The organism is Streptomyces sp. AP-93 (assembly GCF_022808175.1).
Taxonomy (GTDB): Bacteria; Actinomycetota; Actinomycetes; order Streptomycetales; family Streptomycetaceae; genus Streptomyces.
The window spans coordinates 103,935-129,698 of sequence record NZ_JALGBX010000029.1; the positions used below are offsets into that span (position 1 = coordinate 103,935).

The 25,764-nt window shown below is 73.2% G+C and carries 21 protein-coding genes and 1 pseudogene; 10 read left to right on the forward strand and 12 right to left on the reverse strand.

Features of this window, described 5'->3' with window-relative positions; genetic code table 11:
- Positions 1 to 30: 30 nt before the first annotated feature.
- A complete protein-coding gene (locus MTF69_RS35865; protein WP_243340563.1) occupies positions 31 to 1,812 on the reverse strand; it encodes an ABC transporter ATP-binding protein in 1,782 nt (593 codons plus the stop codon).
- Complete coding sequence (locus tag MTF69_RS35870) at positions 1,809 to 3,725, reverse strand: ABC transporter ATP-binding protein (protein WP_243340564.1); 1,917 nt, start codon at positions 3,723 to 3,725, stop codon at positions 1,809 to 1,811. The genes MTF69_RS35865 and MTF69_RS35870 overlap by 4 nt, the downstream gene beginning before the upstream one ends.
- Positions 3,726 to 3,998: 273 nt before the next feature.
- On the opposite strand from MTF69_RS35870, the gene MTF69_RS35875 reads away from it, so the two are divergent.
- Positions 3,999 to 5,330, forward strand: coding sequence for a tryptophan 2,3-dioxygenase family protein (locus MTF69_RS35875; protein ID WP_243340565.1), 1,332 nt, complete (start codon positions 3,999 to 4,001; stop codon positions 5,328 to 5,330).
- A 42-nt stretch (positions 5,331 to 5,372) separates the two neighbouring features.
- Here the strand turns inward: MTF69_RS35875 and MTF69_RS35880 are convergent, their stop codons facing one another.
- Both MTF69_RS35880 and MTF69_RS35885 read right to left on the reverse strand, forming a co-directional pair.
- The gene (locus MTF69_RS35880; protein WP_243340566.1) at positions 5,373 to 8,309 is read right to left on the reverse strand and encodes an FAD-binding and (Fe-S)-binding domain-containing protein; all 2,937 of its coding nucleotides are present in this window, start codon (positions 8,307 to 8,309) and stop codon (positions 5,373 to 5,375) included.
- Between the two features lie 87 nt (positions 8,310 to 8,396).
- Positions 8,397 to 8,882, reverse strand: a complete 486-nt coding sequence (locus MTF69_RS35885; protein WP_243340567.1) for a MarR family winged helix-turn-helix transcriptional regulator — start codon at positions 8,880 to 8,882, stop codon at positions 8,397 to 8,399.
- Positions 8,883 to 8,989: 107 nt separating this feature from the next.
- Between MTF69_RS35885 and MTF69_RS35890 the strand changes: the two genes are divergently transcribed.
- Positions 8,990 to 10,942, forward strand: a complete 1,953-nt coding sequence (locus tag MTF69_RS35890; protein WP_243340568.1) for an ABC transporter ATP-binding protein — start codon at positions 8,990 to 8,992, stop codon at positions 10,940 to 10,942.
- A gap of 63 nt (positions 10,943 to 11,005) precedes the next feature.
- Complete coding sequence (gene mltG / locus MTF69_RS35895) at positions 11,006 to 11,845, forward strand: endolytic transglycosylase MltG (protein WP_243340569.1); 840 nt, start codon at positions 11,006 to 11,008, stop codon at positions 11,843 to 11,845.
- Between the two features lie 21 nt (positions 11,846 to 11,866).
- Here the strand turns inward: mltG and MTF69_RS35900 are convergent, their stop codons facing one another.
- The 5 genes and pseudogenes from MTF69_RS35900 to MTF69_RS35920 form a co-directional block, all read right to left on the reverse strand.
- A complete protein-coding gene (locus tag MTF69_RS35900; protein ID WP_243340570.1) occupies positions 11,867 to 12,940 on the reverse strand; it encodes an NAD(P)-binding domain-containing protein in 1,074 nt (357 codons plus the stop codon).
- A gap of 70 nt (positions 12,941 to 13,010) precedes the next feature.
- A complete protein-coding gene (locus MTF69_RS35905; protein WP_243340571.1) occupies positions 13,011 to 14,372 on the reverse strand; it encodes a cytochrome P450 in 1,362 nt (453 codons plus the stop codon).
- Between the two features lie 94 nt (positions 14,373 to 14,466).
- Positions 14,467 to 15,144 carry an HAD family phosphatase gene (locus MTF69_RS35910; protein ID WP_243340572.1) on the reverse strand — a complete coding sequence of 226 codons (678 nt, stop codon included), beginning with the start codon at positions 15,142 to 15,144 and terminating at the stop codon, positions 14,467 to 14,469.
- A 67-nt stretch (positions 15,145 to 15,211) separates the two neighbouring features.
- Positions 15,212 to 15,691, reverse strand: coding sequence for an Lrp/AsnC family transcriptional regulator (locus MTF69_RS35915; RefSeq protein ID WP_243340573.1), 480 nt, complete (start codon positions 15,689 to 15,691; stop codon positions 15,212 to 15,214).
- 85 nt (positions 15,692 to 15,776) lie between these two features.
- Positions 15,777 to 16,376 (reverse strand): annotated as a pseudogene (locus MTF69_RS35920) (DUF1295 domain-containing protein); the annotation flags it as partial.
- A 189-nt stretch (positions 16,377 to 16,565) separates the two neighbouring features.
- Here MTF69_RS35920 and MTF69_RS35925 point away from each other — a divergent pair.
- A complete protein-coding gene (locus tag MTF69_RS35925) occupies positions 16,566 to 16,955 on the forward strand; it encodes a hypothetical protein (protein ID WP_374325004.1) in 390 nt (129 codons plus the stop codon).
- Here the strand turns inward: MTF69_RS35925 and MTF69_RS43905 are convergent.
- Both MTF69_RS43905 and MTF69_RS43910 read right to left on the reverse strand, forming a co-directional pair.
- Positions 16,873 to 17,196, reverse strand: a complete 324-nt coding sequence (locus MTF69_RS43905; RefSeq protein ID WP_374325007.1) for an RNA polymerase sigma factor — start codon at positions 17,194 to 17,196, stop codon at positions 16,873 to 16,875. The genes MTF69_RS35925 and MTF69_RS43905 overlap by 83 nt on opposite strands.
- 24 nt (positions 17,197 to 17,220) lie before the next feature.
- Entirely contained in the window at positions 17,221 to 17,442 is a 222-nt protein-coding gene (locus MTF69_RS43910; protein WP_374325010.1) for a sigma factor, read from the reverse strand.
- Positions 17,443 to 17,595: 153 nt separating this feature from the next.
- Between MTF69_RS43910 and MTF69_RS35935 the strand changes: the two genes are divergently transcribed.
- The 6 genes from MTF69_RS35935 to MTF69_RS35960 all read left to right on the forward strand — a co-directional run bounded on the left by MTF69_RS35935 (position 17,596) and on the right by MTF69_RS35960 (position 24,623).
- Complete coding sequence (locus MTF69_RS35935; protein WP_243340574.1) at positions 17,596 to 18,189, forward strand: histidine phosphatase family protein; 594 nt, start codon at positions 17,596 to 17,598, stop codon at positions 18,187 to 18,189.
- Between the two features lie 56 nt (positions 18,190 to 18,245).
- Complete coding sequence (locus MTF69_RS35940) at positions 18,246 to 19,835, forward strand: APC family permease (protein ID WP_243340575.1); 1,590 nt, start codon at positions 18,246 to 18,248, stop codon at positions 19,833 to 19,835.
- Positions 19,836 to 19,908: 73 nt separating this feature from the next.
- Complete coding sequence (locus MTF69_RS35945; protein WP_243340576.1) at positions 19,909 to 20,337, forward strand: universal stress protein; 429 nt, start codon at positions 19,909 to 19,911, stop codon at positions 20,335 to 20,337.
- A 277-nt stretch (positions 20,338 to 20,614) separates the two neighbouring features.
- The gene (locus MTF69_RS35950; RefSeq protein WP_243340591.1) at positions 20,615 to 22,126 is read left to right on the forward strand and encodes an FUSC family protein; all 1,512 of its coding nucleotides are present in this window, start codon (positions 20,615 to 20,617) and stop codon (positions 22,124 to 22,126) included.
- Between the two features lie 204 nt (positions 22,127 to 22,330).
- On the forward strand, positions 22,331 to 23,479 hold the full coding sequence (locus MTF69_RS35955) for a nitric oxide synthase oxygenase (RefSeq protein WP_243340577.1): 1,149 nt from the start codon (positions 22,331 to 22,333) through the stop codon (positions 23,477 to 23,479).
- A 76-nt stretch (positions 23,480 to 23,555) separates the two neighbouring features.
- Positions 23,556 to 24,623: a lactonase family protein gene (locus MTF69_RS35960; protein ID WP_243340592.1), complete on the forward strand. Its 1,068-nt coding sequence runs from the start codon at positions 23,556 to 23,558 to the stop codon at positions 24,621 to 24,623.
- A 118-nt stretch (positions 24,624 to 24,741) separates the two neighbouring features.
- On the opposite strand, the gene MTF69_RS35965 is transcribed toward MTF69_RS35960, so the two are convergent.
- Positions 24,742 to 25,656, reverse strand: coding sequence for a sirohydrochlorin chelatase (locus MTF69_RS35965; protein WP_243340578.1), 915 nt, complete (start codon positions 25,654 to 25,656; stop codon positions 24,742 to 24,744).
- Positions 25,657 to 25,764: the final 108 nt, after the last annotated feature.

The window sequence follows — 25,764 nt, forward strand, 5'->3', positions numbered from 1 at the left end:
GAAGGACCGGGGCAGGCGGGGTGGCGCGGATCAGCCGTGCCAGGAGCGCCACAGGGCGGCGTACGCGCCGTCGGCCTCGACCAGGGCGTCGTGCGAGCCGAGCTCGGTGATGCGGCCGGCCTCGACCACCGCGATCACGTCCGCGTCGTGCGCGGTGTGCAGCCGGTGCGCGATCGCGATCACCGTGCGGCCGTCCAGCACCCGGGCCAGCGAGCGCTCCAAGTGCCGGGCCGCGCGCGGGTCCAGCAGCGAGGTGGCCTCGTCCAGTACGAGCGTGTGCGGATCGGCCAGCACCAGTCGGGCCAGCGCGATCTGCTGCGCCTGGGCCGGGGTCAGCGCCGCGGCTCCCGAGCCGACCTCGGTGTCCAGGCCGGCGTCCAGGGCCCGCGCCCAGTCCTGCGCGTCGACGGCGCCGAGCGCCGCCCACAGCTCGGCGTCACCGGCCTCCGTGCGCGCCAGCCTCAGGTTGTCCCGCAGGGAGCCCACGAAAACGTGGTGCTCCTGGTTGACCAGGGCCACGTGCTCGCGCACCCGCTCCGCCGGCATCTGCGACAGCCGCGCCCCGCCGAGGGTGATCTCACCGGTCCGCGGTGCGTAGATGCCCGCCAGGAGCCGGCCCAGCGTGGACTTGCCGGCGCCCGAAGGCCCGACCAGGGCCATCCGGGTGCCCGGCGGCACCGACATCGACACCTGGTGCAGTACGTCGACGCCCTCGCGGTACCCGAAGTGCACCTGGTCCGCCCGGACGTCCCTGCCGTCCGGTGAGACGCCCCCGTCGCCCGCATCCGGCTCGATCTCCCGCACGCCCACCAGCCGGGCCAGCGAGACCTGCGCGATCTGCAGTTCGTCGTACCAGCGCAGGATCAGGCCGATCGGATCGACCATCATCTGCGCGAGCAGAGCCCCTGTGGTCAGCTGCCCCACCGACATCCAGCCCTGGATCACGCAGTACCCGCCGATCATCAGCACCGAGCCGAGGATCGTCACGTACGTGACGTTGACGACGGGGAAGAGGACCGTCCGCAGGAACAGCGTGTACCGCTCCCACGCGGTCCACTCCTTGATCCGCCGCTCCGAGAGCTCGATCCGCCGCCCGCCGAGGCGGTGCGCCTCGATGGTGCGGCCCGCGTCCACCGTCTCGGTGAGCACGGCGGCGACCGCCGCGTACCCGGCCGCCTCGGAACGGTAGGCCCGGGGCGCCCGCCTGAAGTACCAGCGGCAGCCGATCACCAGCACCGGCAGCGCCACCAGGGCGGCCAGCGCGAGCGGCGGCGCGGTCACGGCGAGCGCCCCGTAGAGCAGCCCCGCCCAGACCACGCCGATGGCCAGCTGCGGCACGGCCTCGCGCATCGCGTTGGCCAGCCGGTCGATGTCGGTGGTGATCCGCGACAGCAGGTCACCGGTTCCCGCGCGCTCCAGTACGCCCGGCGGCAGGCCCACCGACCGCACGAGGAAGTCCTCGCGCAGATCGGCCAGCATCTCCTCGCCGAGCATCGCCCCGCGCAGCCGGACCAGCCGCACGAACACGGTCTGGACGCCGAGTGCCAGGGCGAAGAGCAGCCCCACCCGGCCCAGATGGAGTTCGTGGGCCCCTTCCGAGAGCCGGTCCACGACCTGGCCCAGCAGGTACGGGCCGACCATGGAGGCGATCACCGCGACCGTGTTGACCCCCACCAGGATCAGGAAGGCCCGCCGGTGGCGGCGGAACAGGCCGCTCACGTAGCCCCGTACCGTCGCGGAGCTGCCCACGGGCAGGGTCGCGGCCGTTTCCGGGGCGGCCGGATCGTAGTCCGGCGGCGCCACGCCGATCATGCGGATTCCTCGATCTCTGTCAGTACGGATTCCAGCCGCGGGAGCCGCTGTTCTTCCTCGGTCCGCTGTTCTTCCTCGGTCTCGCGGGTGACGACCGCCCGGTAGCGCGGGTCGCCGTGCAGCAGCTCGCGGTGCGTGCCGCTCGCCGCCGCCTTGCCCTCGTGGATCAGGACGACCCGGTCGGCGCGGTCCAGCAGCAGCGGCGAGGAAGCCAGTACCACCGTCGTACGACCGGAGCGCAGGGCCGAGATCCCGTCCGCGATCCGGGCCTCGGTGTGCGAGTCGACCGCGGAGGTCGGCTCGTCCAGTACCAGCACCTCGGGATCGGTCACCAGGGACCGCGCCAGCGCCAGCCGCTGGCGCTGCCCACCGGACAGCGAGCGGCCGCGCTCGGTGATCCGGGCGTCCATCGGGTCGTCCACCCCGTCCGGGGCGGACTGCAGCAGGGCGTCGAGCACGTCCGCGCACTGGGCCGCCGCGAGCGCCGCCGGCGCTTCGACCGCCCCGGACGCCGGTACGTCGAACAGCGCGCGCAGCGTCCCGGACAGCAGGACCGGATCCTTGTCCTGTACGAGGACCAGCGTGCGCGCGGTGTCGAGCGCGAGCTCGTCCAGCGCGACCCCGCCCAGCAGGACGGAGGGCCCGGCCGCAGCGTCCATCGGGTGCCCGCCCAGGCGTTCCGCGAGCCGGCCCGCCAGGTCGGGGTCCCCGCACACCACGGCGGTGAAGCGGCCCGCCGGGACCAGCAGTCCGGTCTCCGGGTCGTACAGGTCGGCGCCGGGTGCCGGGGTACGCGCGACCTCGGCGGCGACGACCGGTTCCGCGCGGACGACCGGTTCCGCACCGCCCTCCGCCTTCGCACCGCCCTCCGCCCTCGCGCCGCCCTCCGCCTTCGCGCCGCCCTCCTCCTGCGCGTCGGTCCGCGTCAGCGACAGCACCCGCGCCGCCCGCTTGGCGGAGGGGCGCGAGAAGGAGTACGCCATCGCGATCTCCTCGAAGTGCCGCAGCGGGTAGAGCATGGTCGCCACCGCGCTGAAGGCGGCGACGAGTTCGCCGACGTCCAGCCGGCCGTCCAGCACGAGCGCGGCCCCGTACCAGACCACCGTGACCAGCAGCGCGCCCGGCAGCAGCACCTGGATCGCGGAGATCAGGGCCCACATCCGGGCACTGTGCACCGCCGCTTCGCGGACCTGCTGCGAGGCCTCGCGGTAGCGGCCGAGGAAGAGTTCCTCGCCGCCGATGCCGCGCAGGACGCGCAGCCCCGCCACGGTGTCGGAGGCCAGCTCCGTGGCCCGGCCCGCCTTCTCCCGCTGGACGTCGGCGCGGCGGGTGGCGCGCGGCAGCAGCGGCAGGACGGCCAGGGCGAGCACCGGCATGCCGATGGCCACGACCACGCCGATCGTGGGCGCGTAGAAGAGCAGGACGACGCAGCCGATGACCAGGGTCAGGGCGGCGGCCAGAAAGCGGGAGACCGCCTCGACGAACCAGCCGATCTTCTCCACGTCGCCCGTGGACACGGCCACCACCTCACCCGCCGCGACCCGCCGGGTCAGGGCGGAACCCAGCTCGGCGGTCTTGCGGGCGAGCAGCTGCTGGACCCGCGCGGCGGCGGTGATCCAGTTGGTGACGGCCGTGCGGTGCAGCATCGCGTCGCCGAGCGAGATCGCGACGCCGAGCAGCGCGATCAGGCCGCCGACCCACAGCAGCCGGTCGCCGTCGCCGTCCACGACCGCGTCGATGCCCATGCCCACGGTGTACGGCAGGCCCGCGACGCCGCCGAAGTGGAGCAGCCCCCAGCACAGGCTTTTGGCCTGTCCGCCGAGTTGGCCCCGGCCCAGCCACCAGAGGAACCGGGGGCCGGAGCGAGCGTCGGGTACCCCTGGGTCCGGATACGGAAGATCGCTGATCTGCATGACGCCCCATGACTGGTCGAGTGTTCCAAACCGTGCAAGGTTCGCGTTCCGGACCGGTCCGGGGCAATCGATTTTCCGTTGGCCGCAGCTCTTCGCAGCAGGGTCTGCTCACCCGGCCGGCGAGCCGGAACTCGACGCCGTCCTGCCGGGGGCACCGGGCCCGCCCGGTGTCCGCTGTCAAGGCACGAATTCCCGAGACATGACGTGCGGTCTTTCGATCATGCCTAGTGGAAAGCGACCCTTCACTCCGCAGGACGGCTTGGGAGAGACCGAATGGCGACGAACCCTGAGATCAATTCGGTCGCATGCGCGCGAAAAATGGCCAAGGGCTGCCCATGCGCGCTTCGCGACACATGCGGATCGCGGGCGTCGGCCCTGCGCGAGATCAAGCGCTGGGCAGCTGCCGACCGAATACCGGAGGAATCCGACGGCATTTCCCTCGCCCGGTCCGTGACGGAACACGTGCGGCGGACGGGGAAGTATTTCCTTTCGGATCGAGCGCTTGTGCGATTGAGTGACATCAGGCGACGGCATGGGGCGAACCGCCCGTTCCTCAGCGCTTTTCTCGACTGCGCCCTCGACAAACACGAGAGGCGTTTCCAGAACCGCACCTACCTCGCGCTGCCGGTCCTGGAGCTCCTCGTGGCCGACCAGCGCGCCGGGCTCAGCGCGGACCGGATGCCGACCCTGCTGATGGCCGACGTGGTCCGTTTCGAGATCGAGGCGGCGGCCGGGTCGCCCGAGGGGCCCGGGCGGGACCGGCCGGATGCGGCGACGCTGAGCACGCGGTTGAGGCACGCCTTGAGACTCGTGACGACGGGGCTCGGGCAGTCGGGGCTCGGGCAGTCGGAGGCCGACGACCTTCCGTCGCGGCTGGCGCCCACTTCCCGGTCCCGCCTCGAAGGCCTTGCCGACCGCCTGCCCCGGCCGCCGGCGACGGATTGCGGCCGGTGGTTCGACGTCACCGTCCAGCCCGTCTCCGTCGTTCATGACGAATACTTCTTCATCCGCGTCCTCCAGACCCACGAAATGCATTTCACCGCAATAGCGGCAGCGATGAAGAAGGTGATCGAGGCGCTGCGCGCAGGGAATCCGGAAGGGGCCGTGGAGCTGCTCGACCACGCGGTCGTGATGTTCGAGCGGGCCGCAACGCTCTTCCGCGTCGTGGCCACGATGAGGGCGGAGCAGTTCTCCGCCTTCCGGCAGCACACCCAGGGTGCCAGCGCCATTCAGTCCGAACAGTACAAACGGTTCGAGAGCCTGTGCGGTGTTCCGCCCGTACCGCGCCTGCGGTCGTCCGCGTTCACGAGCGTGCCCGCCGTACGGGCCGAGGCGGAAGATCCCGGCCACGACACCGTCACCCGGGCCTACCTCGACCTCCGGAACGAGGGGCGTGTCGACCGGGCGCGGTGGAACCGCCTCGACAGGGCGATCAGCCGTCTGGAGAGCGGGCACCAGCGGTGGAAGTCGGCACATCGCGGGCTCGCCGCACGCATGCTCGGCGACGCCCACGGTACGGGCTACACCGACGGCGTTCCCTACCTGACGGAATGCCTGCGGAACCGGCTGTTCTGGCAACTGGACAGCCGGTACACCACCCGGTGACCGTGGTCTGACCGGAGCGACCGAGCCGGTTTCCGCCCGCCGCTAAGGCCGGGTCGCGCGCTCCAGTTCCAGCAGCGCCGAGTAGTAGCTGCGGCCCGTGGCCCGGTCCATGCCCACCTCGCACATCCGGTTCGCTGACAGGTGCGCGTCGAACTCCCGCGCCGTCACCTCGGCGGCCTCGCGCGCAGTCGCCGACTCCGTCAGCTCCGGGTGGAGCATGCCGCGGTCGCCCGCGAAGGCGCAGCACCCCGCGTCGTACGGGACCACCACCTCGTCGGCGCAGGCCTCGGCCACCGCCCGCAGCTGGGCCTCGTCGTCCAGGTGCCGCATCGAACAGGTGGGGTGGAGCACCGCCGAGCCCACCGTGCGCCGGACCTCCAGGTGCGGCAGCAGCTCCTCGGCGGCCCAGACGATGGAGTCGACGATCCGCAGCTCGGCGTGGAGCGAGCGGTTGTCGTCGGTCAGGTACGGGACCACCTCGTGCGCGATGCCCAGGGTGCAGGAGGACGCGTCGACCACGAGCGGCAGCCGCCCGCCGGCCGTCCAGCCCCAGGCGGCCTCCACGATCCGGTTGGCCATCACGCGGTTGCCGGCGTCGTACCCCTTGGAGTGCCAGATCGTCGCGCAGCAGGTGCCCCGGACGTCCCCGGGGATCCACACCGGCCTGCCGGCCCGCTCCGACACCGCCACCACGGCCTCGGGGAGGGAAGGACCGGGCCGGTCTCCCGGACCGCCGAAGATCCGGTTGACGCAGGCCGGGTAGTACACCGCGGCCGCGCCCCCGCGCCGGGTGGCGGGCAGCTTGCGGGCCGCGGCGCCGGGAACCTGCGGCAGCCATTCCGGAACCAGGTCGGGCCGTACGGCCTTGCGCGCGGCCCCCGTCACGGCCTGCAGGATCCGGTTTCCGACGGCGTCGGTGATCTTGTCGGCGGCGGCCACGGCCAGCCGCGCGGCCACTTCGACCGCGCCGAAGCGCAGGGCGGCGAGCTCGGCCGCGCGCTCCTCGCGCGGGCTGTGCCGGCGGTGGCGGAAGTCCTTCATCAGCGCGCCGGTGTCGATGCCGACGGGGCAGGCGAGTTTGCAGGTGGAGTCGCCGGCGCAGGTGTCCACGGCGTCGTACCCGTACGCGTCGAGCAGACCGTCGAGCACGGGGGAGCCGGGCTGCTGGCGCATCATCTCCCGGCGCAGCACGATCCGCTGGCGCGGGGTGGTCGTCAGGTCCTCGCTGGGGCAGGTCGGTTCGCAGAACCCGCACTCGATGCAGGGATCGGCGACGGCCTCCACCTGCGGGATCGTCTTGAGGCCGCGCAGGTGCGCCTTCGGGTCGCGGTCCAGGAGGATCCGCGGGGCGAGAACCAGGTCGGGGTCGATGACGCGCTTGGTGCGCCACATCATCTCGGTGGCCCGGGGCCCCCACTCCAGTTCCAGGAAGGGGGCCATGTTGCGGCCGGTGGAGTGCTCGGCCTTCAGGGAGCCGTCGAAGCGCTCCACGGTGAGCCGGCAGAAGGCCTCCATGAACGCGGCGTACCGCTCCACGTCCGCGGGCCGGGCGGCGTCGAAGGCGAGCAGGAAGTGCAGGTTGCCATGGGCGGCGTGGCCGGCGACGGCGGCGTCGAAGCCGTGCTCCGCCTGGAGTTCGAGGAGGGCCTCGCAGGCCTCGGCCAGCCGGGACGGGGGGACCGCGAAGTCCTCGGTGATCAGGGTGGTGCCGGACGCGCGGGCGCCGCCGACGGCGGTGACGAAGGCCTTGCGGGCCTTCCAGTAGCCGGAGATGGTCTTGGCGTCGCGGGTGAAGGCATTGGTCACCGAAGCCACCGGCGCCACCAGGTCCAGCCCGGCCAGCACCTCGCCGGCGCGCCGCTCGTACTCCGCGCGGCCGGCCTCGTCGGGGGCCCGGAACTCCACCAGCAGCGCGGTGGTGTCCTTGGGCAGCCGGGCCCAGTCGGCGGGGACGCCCGCGACGCTCACCGAGGCGCGCAGGGTGTTGCCGTCCATCAGCTCGACGGCCAGCGCCCCCGCCTCGTTGAAGAGCGGTACGGCGGCGGCCGCGGCGGGCAGCGAGGGGAAGAAGAGCAGGGCGCTGGTGAGCTCGCGGTCCAGCGGCAGGGTGTCGAAGACGACCTCGGCGATGAAGCCGAGCGTGCCCTCGGAGCCGACCATCAGCCCGCGCAGGATCTCCACCGGGGTGGCGCCGTCGAGGTAGGCGTCGAGGCGGTAGCCGGTGGTGTTCTTGATCTCGTACTTGGCCCGGATGCGCGCGACGAGCTCCGGATCGGCCTCGATCTCCTTCTTGATCTCCATCAGACCGTGGCACAGGGCGGGCTCGGCCCGCTCAAGCTCCTCGTCGGCGAGCGGGTCGGCGGTGTCCACGACGGTGCCGCTCGGCAGGACGAAGGTGAGGGAGGACAGGGTGCGGTACGAGTTCCTCGTGGTGCCCGCCGTCATGCCGGAGGCGTTGTTCGCGACGACTCCGCCGAGGGTGCAGGCGATGGCGCTGGCCGGGTCCGGGCCCAGGACGCGGCGGTGGCGGGCCAGCGCGGCGTTGGCACGCACGACGGTGGTGCCGGGCCGGATCCGGGCGCGCAGGCCGTCTTCCAGCACCTCGACCCCGGCCCAGTGGCGGCGGACGTCGACGAGGATGTCCTCGCCCTGGGCCTGGCCGTTGAGCGAGGTCCCAGCGGCCCGGAAGACCACCTCGCGCTGCTTGCCGTGGGCGTAGGACAGGACGGCGGAGACGTCGTCGATGTCCTCGGCGATCACGACGACCTGCGGGATGAAGCGGTACGGGGAGGCGTCGGACGCGTAGCGGACCAGGTCGGAGATGCCCGAGAGCACCTTGTCGGCGCCCAGCAGCTCGGCCAGCTCGCTGCGCAGTACCTCGGGGGTGCCCGTCGAGGCGCGGTCCGGCACCCGGTCGGGGGCGGGGCCGCTGATGGTGCGCGGGCGCAGGGCCCCCGGCTTCGGTTCCAGCAGTGGCATCTGCAGCAGCCCCTCAACTCGCGCCGTGTCGGTCGTTCTCACTCGTTCGGCGCAGCCCCGGCCCTGTCCCGGCCGGACCGTCGCCCGTCAGCAGCCGTGCTCCGCCGGAGCGTCCGCCAGAGCGTTCAGCAGACCGCCGAGCACCTCGCGCTGATCGGCGGTCAATGGAGCCAGGATCTCCTCTGCGGCGCCGGTTCGCGCGTTGCGCAGGCGGCGCAGCGTGGCGCGGCCGGTGTCGGTGAGCTCGATCCTTATGACACGGCGGTTCTCCGGGTCGGGCACGCGGCGGACGCAGTCGGCGCCCTCCAGGCCGTCGACCAGCGTGGTCACGGCACGGGGCACCACCTCCAGACGGGCGGCGAGGTCCGCCATCCGGGGCGGCCGCGCCGTGGAGAGGTGGGCGACGGTGCGCAGCAGCCGGGACTGGGCCGGGGTGATGCCGAGAGGCTCCAGATGGCGCTTCTGGATGCGGTGGAGCCGCCGGGTCAGGCGGAGCAGCTGCTCGGCGAGCACGCTGTCCGTGGTGTCGGCGGTGGCGGCGGCGGTGGTGTCGGTCTCGGGAGCGGTGCTCATGCTGCGGTCCTCATAATGGGAACGATATCAGGACCAGATTCATTGTGAGTATAGGTAACAATGAGCTATGCTCATTCGAGTCTCGTCACCTGTCATGAAGGAGGCCCATGCGCCCCAAAGAACCCGAGTGGGAACCCTCGAAAGAATCCCTGGACCCCAGCGGTCCCGCCCCGGACGAGCGGCCGCGCGAGCTGCGCCGCATCGTCGGCCTCTTCCGGCCCTACCGGGGCCGCCTCGCCGTCGTCGGCGTGCTGGTCGCCGCGTCCTCGCTGGTCGGGGTCGCCACCCCCTTCCTGCTGAAGGAGGTCCTCGACGTCGCGATCCCGCAGGGCCGTACCGGGCTGCTCAGCCTGCTCGCCCTCGGCATGATCGCGACCGCGGTCGTCACCAGCATCTTCGGCGTGCTCCAGACCCTGATATCCACCACCGTCGGCCAGCGCGTCATGCACGATCTGCGCACCGCCGTCTACGCACAGCTCCAGCGGATGCCGCTGGCCTTCTTCACCCGTACGCGGACGGGCGAGGTGCAGTCCCGCATCGCCAATGACATCGGTGGCATGCAGGCCACGGTCACGTCCACGGCGACCTCCCTCGTCTCGAACGCGACGGCCGTCATCGCCTCCGTCGTCGCCATGCTCGCGCTCGACTGGCGGCTCACGCTCGTCTCGCTCGCCCTGCTGCCCGTCTTCGTGTGGATCAGCCGCCGCGTCGGCGGGGAGCGCAAGAAGATCACCGCGCAGCGCCAGAAGCAGATGGCCGCGATGGCCGCGACGGTCACCGAGTCCCTGTCCGTCAGCGGCATCCTGCTCGGCCGCACGATGGGCCGCGCCGATTCGCTCACCACCTCCTTCGCGGAGGAGTCCGAGAAGCTCGTCGACCTCGAAGTGCGCTCCAGCATGGCCGGGCGCTGGCGGATGTCCACCATCGGCATCGTCATGGCCGCCATGCCCGCGCTCATCTACTGGGCGGCCGGCATGGCCCTGCAGACCGGAGCCCCCTCGCTCTCGGTCGGTACCCTCGTCGCCTTCGTCACCCTCCAGCAGGGGCTGTTCCGGCCCGCCGTGAGCCTGTTGTCGACCGGCGTCCAGATCCAGACCTCCCTGGCGCTCTTCGCCCGCATCTTCGAGTACCTCGACCTGCCGGTGGACATCACCGAGCGCGAGGACCCGGTCCGCCTCGACCGCGCCAAGGGCGAGGTCCGCCTGGAGGACGTCCACTTCGCCTACGACGGCAAGAGCGGCCCCACCCTGACGGGCATCGACATCACGGTCCCGGCCGGTGGTTCCCTCGCGGTGGTCGGGCCGACCGGATCCGGCAAGAGCACGCTGAGCTACCTCGTGCCCCGGCTCTACGACGTCACCGGCGGCCGGGTCGCCCTCGACGGCGTCGACGTGCGCGACCTCGACTTCGACTCCCTGGCCCGCTCCATCGGCGTGGTCTCCCAGGAGACCTACCTCTTCCACGCCTCCGTCGCCGACAACCTGCGCTTCGCCAAGCCGGACGCCACCGACGAGGAGGTAGCGGAGGCGGCCCGCGCGGCCCAGATCCACGATCACATCGAGTCCCTGCCCGACGGGTACGACACCTTGGTCGGCGAGCGCGGCTACCGGTTCTCCGGCGGAGAGAAGCAGCGCCTGGCCATCGCGCGCACCATCCTGCGCGACCCGCCGGTGCTCATCCTCGACGAGGCCACCAGCGCGCTGGACACCCGCACCGAGCACGCCGTGCAGCGCGCCATCGACAACCTCTCCCAGGGCCGCACCACCATCACCATCGCCCACCGCCTCTCCACCGTGCGCGACGCCGACCAGATCGTGGTGCTCGACGGAGGCCGGATAGCGGAGCGCGGCACCCACGAGGAACTGCTGAAGGCCGACGGCCGGTACGCCGCCCTCGTCCGGCGTGACCGGGAGAGTGCGCTCAAGCCGGAGACCCCGACGTCCGGGGGGCTCCTGTCCGGGCCGCTCGGTTCCGAGATGCGCACGGCGGATCTGCTGAAGCCCGGGACGTTCAAGCCGGACACCCTGCGCGGCACCGAGCAGACCCCGGTGAATGTGTGATCGTATGACCGGCACACGGGCGGGATGTCGGGAATCCGGCGGTTCGCGGGTTAGCGTGCCCGCATGCGTCATGAGAACCGGCCGCCGCCACCGCGCCGTTCCCGGCTCACCCGCCGGGGCAGGCTGGCGCTCTTCCTCGGAACCGTCCTGGGGCTCGGGGCAGCCCTCCTGATCCCGTTGTTTCCCGGCGAGGAACCGCCCGAGAAGCCGCGCCAGTTGCTGATCCCCGAGGGCTGGCGGGTCCCACAGGTCTACGCCGCCATCGACCGCGAACTGAAGCTCCCGGCCGGCTCCGCCAAGGCCGCGGCCGCCACGGCCGCCCTGCCCCTGCCCGCCGAGGCGAAGGGCAATCCGGAGGGTTACCTCTTCCCGGCCACCTATCCGGTGACCTCGAAGTCCACCCCGGCCTCACTGCTCACGTACATGGTCGAGACGGCCAACAAGAGCCTCGCCACCAAGGCCGTCGCGGACGGCGGCAAGGCCCACGGGATGACCCCGTACCAGACGGCCACCCTCGCCAGCATCATCGAGGCGGAGGCCGAGACCCGCGGGGACATGGGCAAGGTCGCCCGGGTGGTGCACAACCGGCTGGCGAAATCGATGCCGCTCCAGATGGACTCCACCATCAACTACGCGCTGAACCGCTCCACGGTGGACACCAAGCTGAGCGAGACGAAGATCGACAGCCCCTTCAACACGTACGAGCGCCAGGGACTGCCGCCCACCCCGATCGACAGCCCCGGCCTGCAGGCCATGGCGGCCGCGGTGGCCCCGACACCCGGGGACTGGCTCTTCTTCGTCACCGTGAAGCAGGGGGACACCCGCTTCTCGGCGACGTACGAGGAACACAAGCGGCACGTGGCCGAGTTCAACCGGATCCGGGCGGCCTCGCGCGCGACCTGAGGCACTCCGCGAAGGGCCGGCCTAGCGGATGCCGGTCCGGGCGCGGGTGAGCAGGCGGTGGATCTCGCGGACCGCGGCGCCGCCGGCGCGGTTGGCGCCGATGGTCGACGCCGAAGGACCGTAGCCGACCAAGTGGATCCGCTCGTCGCGGACCGCGCGGGTGCCGTCGAGCCGGATGCCGCCACCCGGCTCGCGCAGGCGCAGCGGAGCCAGGTGGTCGATGACCGGGCGGAAGCCGGTGGCCCACAGGATCACGTCCGCTTCGACCCGGGTGCCGTCCGCCCAGGCGGCCCCGCTCCTGGTGAGGTGGTCGAACATCGGTCGGCGGTCCAGGACTCCCGACTCCAGCCCGCCCCGGACGGCCTCGTTCAGCGGTAGCCCGGTGACGCTGACCACGCTCCGGGGCGGCAGTCCCTGCCGTACCCGTTCCTCCACCAGGGCCACCGCCGCGCGGCCCTGTGCCTCGCCGAAGCTCCCGTCGCGGAACACCGGGGGCCGGCGGGTGACCCAGGTGGTCTCCGCCGCCACCTCGGCGATCTCCAGCAGGTGCTGCACCGCCGAGGTGCCGCCGCCCACCACGATGACCCGGGCTCCGGCGAACTCCGCCGGCCCCGGGTAGTTCGCCGTGTGCAGCTGGCGGCCCCGGAAGAGCTCCTGCCCGGGGTAGCGCGGCCAGAACGGCCGGTCCCAGGTCCCGGTGGCGTTGATCAGCGCCCGCGCCGACCAGGTGCCGGATCCGGATTCCACCAGCAGCCGGCGGTCCGCCCCGTCGCGTACGGCGGTGACGTCCACGGGGCGGCGTACGCGCAGGTCGAAGTGGTCCTCGTAGGCGGCGAAGTACTCCGCGATCACCTCGGAGGACGGGCGCAGCGGATCGGCGCCGGTGAGTTCCATCCCGGGCAGCGCGTGCATGCCGTGGACCTTGCCGTAGGTGAGCGAGGGCCAGCGGAACTGCCAGGCGCCGCCCGGGCGCGGCGCGTGGTCCAGGACCACGTGGCCGATGCCCGCCCGCGCCAGGTGGTAGGCGCCGGACAGGCCGGCCTGCCCCGCGCCCACGACCACCACGTCCACGTCCTGCACCGCGAATTCGTTCACGGTTCTACTAACTGGGAGCGGCGCCGAGATCTTCCCGGAGCCCGCCGGTCCCCCGTCGGGACGCGATCCGTCAGGGGCGGTGCGCGCGGAGGGTGGCCAGGACCGGGTCCCTGGGCTGGAGGGTGAGGCCCGGGAGGACCCTCGCGCGGGTCGGGCCGCTGTCCAGGTGGAAGCGCTGGGCGATGACGGCCAGTACGAGGGCGGCCTCGACCAGGGCGAAGCGGGCACCCAGGCAGGCGCGCGGGCCGCCGCCGAAGGGGAACCAGGCGTGTTCCGGGATCTGGTGAGCTGCGTCCGCATCCCACCGTTCGGGGCGGAAGGCCTCCGGCTCCGGGAACCAGCGCTCGTCCCGGTGCATGGACCACGGGCTGGTCCACACCGACAGGCCGGCCGGGACCGGACGCCCGCCGAGGGTGGCGCCCTCCCTCGCCACCGCGGAGATCAGCCAGATCGGCGGGTAGATCCGCAGCGCTTCCTTGACCACCTGCTGGGTCCAGGGCAGCCGCGCGTAGTCCTCGTACGCCGGCAGCCGGCCGCCGAGCACCCGGTCCAGCTCCTCCGTCAGCCGTTCCCGTGCCTCCGGTGCCCCCGAGAGCAGTTGCCAGGCCCAGGTCAGGGTGGTGGACGTGGTCTCGTGGCCGCCGATGTACAGGGTGATCGACTCGTCCCGCAGCTCCGTGCGCGACAGCGGCCCGCCGTCCTCGTCGCGGGCGGAGAGGAGCCTGCTCAGCAGGTCGTCCCGCTCCTCGCCGGCCGCCGAGGCCGCCTCGTGCTCCCGGATGACGTGCTCGATCTCGCGGTCGAGGACGTCCACGGCCGCCCGCATCCGGCGCCTCCCCGGAGTCTGCACCCACGGCGGCAGGAACATCGTCACGCCCCGGAACTCGGCGCCGAGTTCGCGCTGCGCGGTGGCCATGGCCGCGCTGATCGGCGCCTCCCGGCCGGCGGCGTCGCTCCCGAACAGGGTGCGCACCGCGATCCGTTGGGTGAGCCCGGCCATCTCCCGGTGCACGTCGATCCGCGCGCCGTCGCCCCAGCCGCAGACCAGCGCGTCGGCGCACTCCACCATCGTGCCCGCGTACGCGCGCACTTGGCGCGGGCGCACCGAGGGCTGGACCAGTGCGCGCTTGCGCCGCCAGTCCTCGCCGGTGGCCACGACCACCCCGTTGCCGAGCAACTGACGGAAGGCCCAGCCCAGTTCGGTCGGACTGAAGGTGGACTCCACGGCGCCGAGCAGTTCACCGGCGTGTTCCGGCCGCGAGACCAGGATGTTGCGCTGCGGGCCGAGCGCCCAGGGCACCCAGTCCCCGTACTCGTCGCGCAGCGACTCGAAGAAGGCCAGCGGATCGCGGGCGAAGGCGGGGAGGTTCCCCACCAGGGGCCAGCGGCGCGGTCCGCGCTCGGAGCCCGGGGGCAGCAGGGTGGCGGTCACCCGGGCATGGTGACAGCGCCGCCCCCAGGATGCCAGAGCATCCGTGGAACGCCGGGTGGCCGCAGAAGCGCCGAACCCCGCGCGTCCGGACGGCTCAGGCCGCTTGCGCGGCGGTGAGCCAGGTGTAGGCGCTCTCCGCGCTGAACTCCCTCTGCCCGGAGGGGAAGAGGAGCCCGGCCGCCGCGAAGGCCGGGTCGTCGGCGGTGGCCGCCACGTACGGGACCGCCATGCACCGCATGCCCGCCGCGTGCGCGGCCAGGGCGCCCGGCGCCGCGTCCTCGACGACCACACATTCGGCGGGGTCCGCGCCCAGCCGGCGCGCCGCCTCCAGGAACACGTCCGGGGCGGGCTTGCCCTGCGCGACTTCCTCGGCGGAGACCACCGTGGTCAGCAGCGCGTCCAGCCCGGTGCCCGCCAGGACCGCGTCGATCGCCTCGCGCGAGGAACCGGAGGCCACCGCCATCGGGACGCCGTCCGAGTGCAGCCGCCGCACGAACGCGCGCATCTCGGGATAGGCCTCGGTGTGGGTCCGGGCGAGCTTCAGGTAGGCGGCGTTCTGCTCGGCGAGCAGTTGGTCCACCGGGGCCGCGATCCCGTACTCGTCGCGGAGGATCTCCAGGGTTTCCAGGGTGCCGATGCCGATGTACCGGGAGTGCTGCTCCCAGGTGAAACCGGGGACCCCGTGGCGCTCCAGCGTGCGCCGCCCCGACTCGTAGTAGTTCGGCTCGCTGTCCACGAGGGTGCCGTCGAGATCGAATATGACGGAGATCATCCGTAGTGCCCGTCCTGCCGGTGCCGGTCCTGCCGGTGCCTGTCTCATGCCTGTCCCGACCATCTTGTCAGGGTTTGCGTGCCGCCCGTCCCACGGACTCGACCAGCGGGAGGAGCCGGTGCGGCACCCGCTCGCGCAGCGCGACCTCCGTCCGGGTGCGCACCACGCCGGGCAGCCGGATCAGCCGCTGGATGACGTCCTCGAGATGCGCGTTGTCCCGCGCGGCCACCCGGGTCAGCAGGTCCCCGCCGCCGGTGATGGAGAAGGCCTCGATGATCTCCGGTACGGAGGCCAGCGCGTCGCCGACCTCGTCCAGGTGCCCCTGGGTTACCTCGATGTGCACGAAGGCCAGGACGGGATGCCCGAGCGCGGCGGGGGAGAGCACGGGCCCGGTCCCGGTGATCACCCCGGTGCGCTCCAGCCGGTCCAGCCGGGCCTGGAGGGTGCCGCGCGCGACGCCGAGGATCCGGGCGTACTCCCGGATGCTGGTGCGCGGCTGCTCGATCAGCAGGCGCAGGATCCGTGTGTCGAGCTCGTCCACCGCCATGCCGCGACTGTACCAATGCGTCACCATCCGTCACCATGCGTCCTGGATCAAACCCCCTGTGACCTGCGGTGGCGCCGCGGTCGCCGGGCGGCCGGGGAAGGAAGCCGCTGGTGCGGGCCCGGTACGCGGCGTAGCCGGGGCGGTCCGCCATGTGCCGCTCCAGCAGCCGTTTCCCGCTGCCGCCGATCAGCAGGTACGACATCACGAGCGGGGAGACCACCGACACCGCCACTGCTCCGCCGAGGTCCAGGCGGTCAGCGACAGCCCCCACCACACGCAGAAGTCGCCGAAGTTGTTCGGGTGCCGGGTGCCGGGTGCAGGACCACAGGCCCCGGTCCATGATCCGTCCCCGGTTCGCGGGATCGGCCTTGAACCGGGCCGGCTGGTGGTCGCCGACCGCCTCGAAGAGCAGCCCGCACAGCCACAGCGCCGCGCCCGCCACGGCCAGGGCCCCGGGGCGCCCGGTCGCGTACGCCGCCGCCTGCACGGGCAGCGAGACCAGCCAGACCAGGCCCGCCTGGAGCAGGTAGACCGTGCGCAGCGCGTACCAGGTCCGGTTGCCCGGAGCCCTGGCGGGCATCCGCTCGTACCGCGGGTCCTCGCCGTGCCCCCGGCCGCGCCACGCGATGTGCCCGGCCGGCCGCAGGCCCCACACCACCGCCAGGACCGCCGGCAGCGGGTGCCGGCCGCCTGACAGCGGGTCCGCCTCGGCCGGGGAGCGTTACGTCGAGGTCGAACACCTGCTGTCCTGGTACGTCTCCGCGGCCCTGCACCGGAGCCGGCCCTGCACCGGATCCGGCGGCCCGCCCCGGAGCCGTTCCCGGCCCCGCCCGTGCTCCTGGTCTGCGCGCCCGGGGAACAGCACAGCGTCCAGATGGAAGCGCTGGCCGCCGCCCTCGGCGAACGGGCCCTGCCGGTGCGGATGTTCGGAGCGGCCCTGCCCGCCGACGCCCTGTGCGAGGCCGTCCGGCGGACGGGCCCGCGGGCCGTCGTCCTGTGGGCGCAGTCCCGTACGACCGCGGACGCCGCGCCGGCGAGGGCGGTGGCGGGCATCGAGTGGGGCCTGCGCGGCGCCCGCGGCCACTCGGCGCTGCTGCTCGCCGGCCCCGGCTGGGGCGCCGGGGCGGCAGCCCAACCCACCCGCACCGAGCGGCTGTTCGGACTCCGCTCGGGGCTGGCCGTCATCGAATCGGTTGTGGCACTCCGGGCTCCGGCTCCAGGGAATGCCGCAGGACGTGCAGCGCCCGCCGCATGTGGCTCTTGACGGTGCCGAGCGGGAGCCCGGTGCGGTCCGCGATCTGCGACTGCGTCAGGTCCGCGTAGAAGGCAAGCCGCAGCGCCTGCTGCTGCGCCGACGGCAGCCGCGCCAACTCGCCGAGCAGCAACACCCGTTCCACGGCCCGCTCCGGCCCCGGCTCCGGTTCCGGCCGGCCCTGCGCGCAGACGCGCGCGGCGGCCTGGACCACCCGGGCCCGCCGGGTGCGGGCCTCCAGCGCGTCGGCCACCTCGTGCCGGGTGATGCCGGTCAGTCAGGCCCCGAGGCCGCCCGGCCCGGGCCGGTACCCGCCGCGGCCGCGCCACGCGGCGAGGAAGACCTGCTGGGTCACGTCCTCGGCCTCCCGCTCGTCGCCGAGCGAGCGGGAGGCCAGCGCGTGCACCAGCGGCCGCCAGCGCCGGTAGACCACCGTCGCGCAGTCCTCGTCGCCCGCCGCGAAACCTGCCGCCAGCCGGGCGCCGTCCTGGTCGTCCATGCCCCGAGCCTCGCGAGCACGGCCCCGCGGGCCGAGTTGCACCGCTTGCGCATCGATTCCGACGGGCGCACAGCGGGCGCAAAGTGGACGCACCACGGCGCCGCGGCCCCTCAGGGACTGCGCCCCGATGGCGCAGGCACTAGGGTCCGAAGAGTGAGCGATCTGCTGCTGGTGAGGCACGGCGAGACCGCCTGGAGCGCGACCGGACGGCACACGGGCCGCACCGACGTCCCGCTGACCGCGCGCGGGGTCGAGGAGGCCATCTCGCTCTTCCCGTACTTCCGCGACCGCAGCCCCGCCCTGGTCCTGACCAGCCCCCTGCGCAGGGCCGCCGCCACCGCCGAGCTCGCCGGCCTGACCGGCGCCGCGGCCGACCCCGACCTGTACGAGTGGGACTACGGCGGCTACGAGGGCATCACCACCGCCGAGATCCTGCGCGAGCGCCCCGACTGGTCCCTGTGGACCGACGGGGTACCGCCCGGCGACGAGGAGCACCCCGGCGAGAACGCCGCCCAGGTCGGCGCCCGCGCGGACCGGGTGCTCGCCCGGGCGGCCGAGGTACTGCGCGCGGACGGCGGCAACGTCGTCCTGGTGGCCCACGCGCACCTGCTGCGGGTGCTGACCGCCCGCTACCTCGGTCTGCCGCCCGAGGCCGGACGCCTCTTCCTGCTCCGTACGGGCACCTTCAGCATGCTGTCCACGGAGCACGGCCTGCCCGTCGTCGCGGGGTGGAACACCCGCCCCTGACGCTCGCGCGACGCCCCCGCCTCGCGCGCCGGCCCCGTCTGCGTGACGATGCGTACATGGCCCACCATGGCTCGGACGGCATGCCCCCTGAGCCCCCGGAACCGGTTCCGGCGCCGGAACCGGGAGCGAGGGCCGTCACGGACCCCGCCGACGCGGAACCGGGACTCAAGGCCAATGCCATCGGCTTCCTCGACGCCCTCGTCATCGGCCTGAACTCGACCTCGCCCGCCTACTCCCTGGCCGCGGTCATCGGGCCGATCGTCGCGCTCGCCGGCATCTACGCGCCCGGCGTCATGCTGGCCTCCTTCGTCCCGATGCTGCTGATCGCCGCCGCCTTCTACTACCTCAACAAGGTCGACCAGGACTGCGGGACCACCTTCTCGTGGGTGACGCGCGCGATGGGCCCCTGGGCGGGCTGGCTCGGCGGCTGGGCCATCGCGATGACCGGCGTCCTCGTCATCGGCTCGCTGGCCGACGTCGCCGTGCACTTCGGACTGCTCGCCGCCGGACTCGACAGCTGGGCGGCGAACGAGGCACTGCGCCAGACCCTGACCGTCGTCGTGATCCTGGCCATGACCGCGGTCTGCGTCATCGGTACCGAGATGTCGGCCCGGCTCCAGGACGTCCTGATCCTCGCTCAGGTCTTCTTCCTGCTGGTCTTCGCCGTGGTCGCCCTCTACCGCGTCTACGCCGGCACCAGCAGCCTCGACGGCACCAGACCCGCGCTCGAGTGGCTCAACCCCTTCGGAGCCGGCGGCGCCGCCCTCACCGGCGGCCTGCTGCTGGGCGTGTTCATCTACTGGGGCTGGGAGTCGGCGGTCAACCTCACCGAGGAGGTCGAGAACTCGGCCACCGCACCGGGCAAGGCCGGCATCTGGTCCACCGTGGTCCTGCTGGTGACGTACCTGTCCGTCGGCTTCGCGGTCGTCGGCTACGCCGGGACGCAGTTCCTCGCCGAGAACGCCGCCGAGGAGGAGGCCGTCTTCGCGGTCCTCGCGCACGAGGTCATGGGCGGCTGGGACTGGGTCGTGCTGCTCGCCGTCTGCACCTCCGCGCTCGCCTCCACCCAGACCACGATCATCCCGGCCTCCCGCACCGCCCTGTCCATGGCCCGCCGGCACGCGCTGCCGCCGAACCTCTCGCACATCCACCCCCGCTTCCGGACCCCGGACGTCAGCACCTGGTGGGTGGCCGGCATCGCCATCGCCTGGTACCTCGCCGTCAACCAGATCAGCGAGAACGCCCTCCTGGACTCCCTGACCGCCCTCTCCCTGCTGATCTCCTTCTACTACGCCCTCACCGGCCTGGCCTGCGCCGTCTACTACCGGCGCCACCTGCTGGAGAGCGTGCACAACTTCCTGCTGATCGGCCTCGGCCCGGTGCTCGGCGCCGGGCTGCTGGCCTGGCTGCTCGTGCAGTCGGTCGACGACATGTCCGACCCGGAGAACTCGGCGAGCGGCGTCTCCTGGCTCGGCCTCGGCCCGCCGCTGGTCATCGGGATCGGCATCGCCGTCGTCGGCGTGCTCGTCATGTGCTTCTGGCGGATCAGGGACGGCCGCTTCTGGCAGGAGCGGCGCGGCGTCGCCGACCCGGCCCTCGTCCACGCGGCCAGGAAGCCCCGAAGCCCTGAAGTACCGAAGCCCTGAAGTACCGAATCCCTGAACGCCGCATTCAGCCCGTCCCGCAGCACCGACCGCATGCCGGCCGAGAGGAGCCCCGATGTCCGTCGTCCTCGGGTACGACGAGTCGCCCGGCGCCGAGCGCGCCCTGCGGGTGGCCCTGGAGGTGGCCACCGCCTTCGGCGAGCCGCTCGTCCTCGTGTACGGGGCGGCCGCCCCGGGCCCCACCGGCGAGGAGTACCGCGCACACCGGGAGGCCGTCCTGGAGGCCGGCCGCAGCGCGCTCGCGCGGGCGGTGGAGGCCGCCGACGAGGCGGGAGTGCCGTCCACGGTCGAGGTGGCCGACGCGAAACCGGCCCAGGCACTGCTCGACGCCGCCGAACGGTACGACGCCCGGGTGATCATCGTGGGGAGCTGGGGCGACAGCCCGATCCGGGGCGCCCTGCTCGGATCCACCCCGCACAAGCTCCTGCACCTCTCCCCGGTCCCGGTCCTGTGCGTCCCGACCGAGCACGTCTCCGGGGACTGACCCGCCGCCCGGTCCGTTGGCCTTCCCGTGGCCGAAGATCACCGCTCCGGGCTGTGCCAATGGCCCAGTCAGGGCGGGCCGAGTTGAGCCATTGCCCCTGTGGATGCTTATCTGTGTCGTATCCATGTATCTACGGCGCCACGCAGCGCCGGACGGCAACGAAGCCGCTCCGGACCGTGGCGCCTTCGCCGTGCCCGTGTGCCGCCCACCACCCCCGGGCGGATACGGGTCCGGCGTGCTCCATCGCAAGGGGGGCGGGCACACCGCCGTGAAGAGGATGTTCGTGGCTCCGGATCCGGGGCGCGCAAGACTCAGGAACGCCGCGCGGGCCGTCATCGGCGTCGCTCTCGCCGTGGCCGTGGCCGAGCTGTGCGGGCTCTCCCTCGTCGCGTCGATCACCGGGGGACTGGCGGCCCTGCTCGCCCTGTTCACCGTGACCGACTCGACGGTGCGCGCCCAGCGGGTGACCACCGCCCTGCTGCCCGCCGCCGGATTCCCCGTGCTGGCCCTGGCCACCACCCTGCACGGCGTACCGCTCGCCCGTGACGCGGTGTTCGTCGCCGTGGTCTTCGCCGGCGTCTACGCCCGCAGGTGGGGGGCGCGCGGCCACGCCCTCGGGATCTTCGCCTTCATGAACTTCTTCGTCACGCAGTTCCTGCACGCCCGGCCCGGGCAGCTGCCGGAGCTCTACGCGGCCGTCGCACTGGCCCTCCTGTCGGCCGGAGCCGTGCGGTTCGTGCTGTGGCCGATCGAGCGGCACGTGCCGCCCGCCGCCGCAGTGCCCGCGCCGCCCGGGACCGGGCTGGCCCGCCCGACCACCCGCCAGGCCTTCCAGGCCACCGCTGCCTGCGCGGTCGCGCTGGGCATCGGCCAGACCCTGTCGCAGGACCGCTGGTACTGGGCGGTCGGCACCGCCTGGTGGATCTTCGTCAACACCGCCTCGCGCGGCGAGACCCTCGTCCGAGGCTTCCGCCGGGTCCTCGGCACGGTGTTCGGGATCGGCGCGGGCCTGCTGATAGCCATCCCACTGAACGGGGCGCCGGCGCCCACGGCCGTCCTGGTGGCTCTCTGCGTCTTCGGGATCTTCTACACCGCCGCCGTGTCCTACAGCTGGATGATGCTGGCCGTCACGGTGATGGCCGGCCTGCTCTACGGACTGCTGGGCGTACTCGATCCCGGTCTGCTCGTCCTGCGCCTGGAGCAGACGGCCGTCGGCGCGGTGTGCGCCGGGCTGGCCGTGATCCTGGTGCTCCCGGTGACCACGCACGCGACCAACGACATGTGGATCCAGCGCGCGCTGCGCTGCGTCCGCACCTGCACGGCCGAGGCCGCGGCGCGGCTCGCCGGCTCCCCGGTCGCCGACCCCGCGCCGCACGCCGCGGAGCTGGAGCTGTTCCTGGGCCGGGTACGGCTCTCCCTGGCTCCTCTCGTCCACCCGCTGAGCCCCTACCGCGGCCGCAAGGCCAGGGCCCGCCGGGTGCTCGCGCTGCTCGACGAGTGCGCCGTGGAAGTCCGTGGTCTGGTCTCCGTGGCGGCGGACCCGGACGCGAGCCACGACGCCCGGCTCGCGGCGGCGTGCTGGCGCGTGGAGGCTGCCGTAGAAGCGCTGCTGACGCCGGAAACGGAACGCGCCACGGAGGCGGAGCACCGGTCGGCCGCCGCGGCCCTGAACCCCGCGCGGGCCGCGTCGGAGCCCGCGCTGGCACATCTGCACGGTCTGGAGCGGCTCCTCGCGCAGCTCGACGGACCGCTGCGCAGTGCGGCACGCCCCCCGCTCGTGGGGGCCTGACTGTCGCGGATGGTACGTCCCCCCATGTCCCGTCCGCAGGCCGATCGATGAAGATCACACGGAGGAGTGTTCCGGGCGCGCCTTCCGCATGGCGCTGACCTGCGGCGTGTACAACGGGTGATTGTTCATTGCACATTCATCCGGCATGGCGCCGCTTCACGGCGCGCGGGGTGGACCTGGTCGGACAGGGGGTAACCGCCCGGAATGGAAATACTTCAACAGCGCGCCGGCACCGCTCAGGTGTGGGAAGCGGCCGAGGAGTTCATCCGACTGTTCCACAGGGAGAATCCGGACGCGGGTGATCCGCGCGAGCGGCTCGCCGCCGTACGGGCCGAGCTCGCCGAGACGGACACGTACCGGCACACTCCCGAGGAACTGGAGCACGGCGCCCGCGTCGCGTGGCGCAACAGCAACCGCTGCATAGGCAGGCTGTACTGGAACTCGCTGCGCGTCCGCGACCGCCGTGGGCTCACCGACGCCGACGGGATCGCGGAGGAGTGCTTCGAGCACCTGCGCGAGGCCACCAACGGCGGCCGGGTCCGGCCCACCATCACGGTCTTCGCCCCCGACACCCCGGACCGTCCCGGCCCGGTCATCTGGAGCGAGCAGCTGGTCCGGTACGCCGGCTACGGCGACCACCCCTCGATAACCGTCGGCGACGCCCGCAACGCCGAGCTCACGAGCGCGTTGCTCGCGCTGGGCTGGTCCCGCGGCCCCGGCACTCCCTTCGACCTCCTTCCGCTGGTCGTGCAGGGGGTCGACGACAAACCGCGCTGGTTCGACGTCCCCCCGGACGCGGTGCTGGAGGTGCCCATCGAGCACCCCGACGGAGCGGCGGGCGGTGACGGCTGGTCGGACTGGGGCCTGCGCTGGCACGCCGTACCCGCGATCTCCAACATGTGCCTGGAGATCGGCGGCATCCACTACCCGGCGGCGCCCTTCAACGGCTGGTACATGGGCACCGAGATCGGCGCCAGGAACCTCGCCGACACCGACCGCTACAACCTGCTGCCCGCGGTCGCCCGCCGCATGGGCCTCGACACCGCCAGCGACCGGTCCCTCTGGAAGGACCGCGCGCTCGTCGAGCTCAACCGGGCGGTGCTGCACTCCTTCGACCGGGCCAAGGTCACCATCGCCGACCACCACACGGAGTCCCGGCGCTTCCTGACCCACCTGGAGAAGGAGGAGCGCAAGGGCCGTGACGTGGGCGCGGACTGGTCCTGGATCGTGCCGCCCATCTCCGGGTCGGCGACCCCGGTCTTCCACCGCACGTACGAGGACCGGCCGAGCTCGACCGCCTACGTCCACCATCCCGGCGCCCAGGAACGGGCCCAGGGGCGGGACTTGGTCTAGACCTTCTGTTACCGTCGCTCACGAACGGATCCGGAACGGCGGAGAGGGGCCTCCCGTGGGCGACGCGGACAGTGGTGTGGGCGGTACGGACCGTACGGCCCACGGCGGCGGACACCTGGCCTGGATCGGCTCGTTCACCTCGGGGGGCGGCCGCGGTGTCACCACCGCGGCCGTGGATCCGGCCACCGGAGCGCTGACCCCGCTCTCGGCCACGGAGGCCGTCGCGGACCCCTCGTACCTGGCCCACGAACCCGCCACCGGCGTGCTGTACGCCGTGAGCGAGGCCGAAGAGGGCGCCGTGGGCGCGTTCCGGACCACCGCCGCGGGGCTCGTCCCCCTCGGCGGGGTCGTCCGCGTCGGCGGCTCCGGCCCCACCCATCTCAGCGTGGCCGGCCGCCGGCTGCTGACCGCCAACTACACCTCGGGCAGCGTCAGCAGCCTCCCGCTCGCCGCCGACGGCTCGATCGGCGAGCCCGCCGCCGTACTGGCCCACCAGGGCTCCGGCCCCGACTCCGGCCGGCAACGGGGCCCGCACGCCCACCAGGTGCTGCCCGCCCCCGGCGGTCGCTGGGTGCTCAGCGTCGACCTCGGCACCGACTCGGTACGGGTCTGCGCGCTCGACCCGGCCACCGGAGCCCCGGCCCTCCACGCCGAGACCGCGCTGCGCGCCGGGACCGGCCCCCGGCACCTCGCCTTCCACCCCTCCGGCGAGGTGGTCTACGTACTGCACGAGCTGGAGCCGCAGCTGACCGTCTGCCGCTGGAACGGGGAGTCGGGTGAGCTGGAACCGGTCGCCGAGGTTCCGGTCGCCTCCACGGGCGCTCCAGGGGCCCCAGCGGCCTACCCCTCGGCGGTCGTGGCCTCCGCCGACGGCCGTTTCGTCTGGGCGGCCGTCCGCGGAGCCGACACCATCGCCACCCTCTCCCTCGCCGGCGGCGCGGAGAAGCCGCTGCTCACGGGCACCGTGCCGTGCGGGGGCAGTTGGCCTCGCGATCTCGCCGCCGACCCGTCGGGGCGCCGGCTGTACGCGGCCAACGAGCGCTCCGGCGACGTCACCTGGTTCGACGTGGACCCCCTGACCGGCGAGCCGCACCGAGCCGGCTCGGTGGCCGTACCCGCCGCCACCTGCGTGGTCTTCGGCTGAGGCCCCGGCCGGCAGCGGCCGGTACGGGACGGCCGTACGTACGAGGGCCCGCGCCCCGGCTCGTTCGATTCAGAACAGTCCGGAGCGCGGGCCCTCGTGCGTACGGCATGAGCGGGGGTCAGTGGGCGGCGGCGCCCTGGGTGATGCCGAGGGCGGCGGAGTACTGCGCGACGGCCAGCTTGCCGAGCGCGGGGTACGCGCCGAGCACGTCGGCGGCGCTGCAGCCGGCCTCCTTGCAGGCGGTGTCGAGGAGTCCCCCGGCGGCCTCCGGGCCGATCAGGTACGGGGCCAGCGCGAGCTGCGTCGAACCCTCGCGGCGGAGCTGGTCGGCGATGGCGGCCACCGAACCCTCCTCGTCCAGCGCGGCGGCCATCACCGGCACGGCGAGACGGGCGGCCAGCAGCATGCCGGTGATGCCCGCGGCCTGCACGGCCTCCTCGCCGCCGGTGGTGGCCAGGACGATGCCGTCGGCGGCCGTGGTCACGCTGAAGAGCCTGGCCCGGTCGGCACGGGCGAGCCCGGCCTCGGACAGCCGCACGTGCAGCCCCTCGGCGAGCAGGGGGTGCGGGCCCAGCGGGTCGGCGAGCTCGGCGGCGGCCGAGGAGTCCATCAGGGCCTGGCGCATGCGGCGCAGCAGACCCCCGTCGGGGCCGGCCAGCAGGGGCACGACCACGGCGTCCGGGCCGGTCGGCGCGGGCACTTCCTGCCCGGCGGCGCGGGCGGACTCCGCGCGCGCGGCGCGGTCGCGGGCGACCGCGGTCAGCACGCCCGACAGGGACGGGAACTCGGTCGCGTCGTCACCGTCGAGGAAACCGACCCGGGCGTCCAGGCCCGGCAGCTCGGAGCGGCCGATGCTGATGATCTCTTCCGCGACCACCCGAGAGGCGGTTGAAGGGGCACCGGGCACGGCGAGCACCAGCGCGGGCGCGCCCTCGGGCGCCACCGCGGGCTCGGGCCGGCGGTGCCGTCCGGTCTGGCGGGGGCGCGGCATTCGTACGGGCAGGCCATGTGCGGGCCCAGTGGGGGAGCTCATGGCGCCGCATGCTACTGGTTTATCGAAACCGGGTGTTCGGGCAGGGCCTTCTCCGGCGGCATCTGTCCGTATTTATCCGCGGAATGTCAGATACAGTTCAGCTCTCCG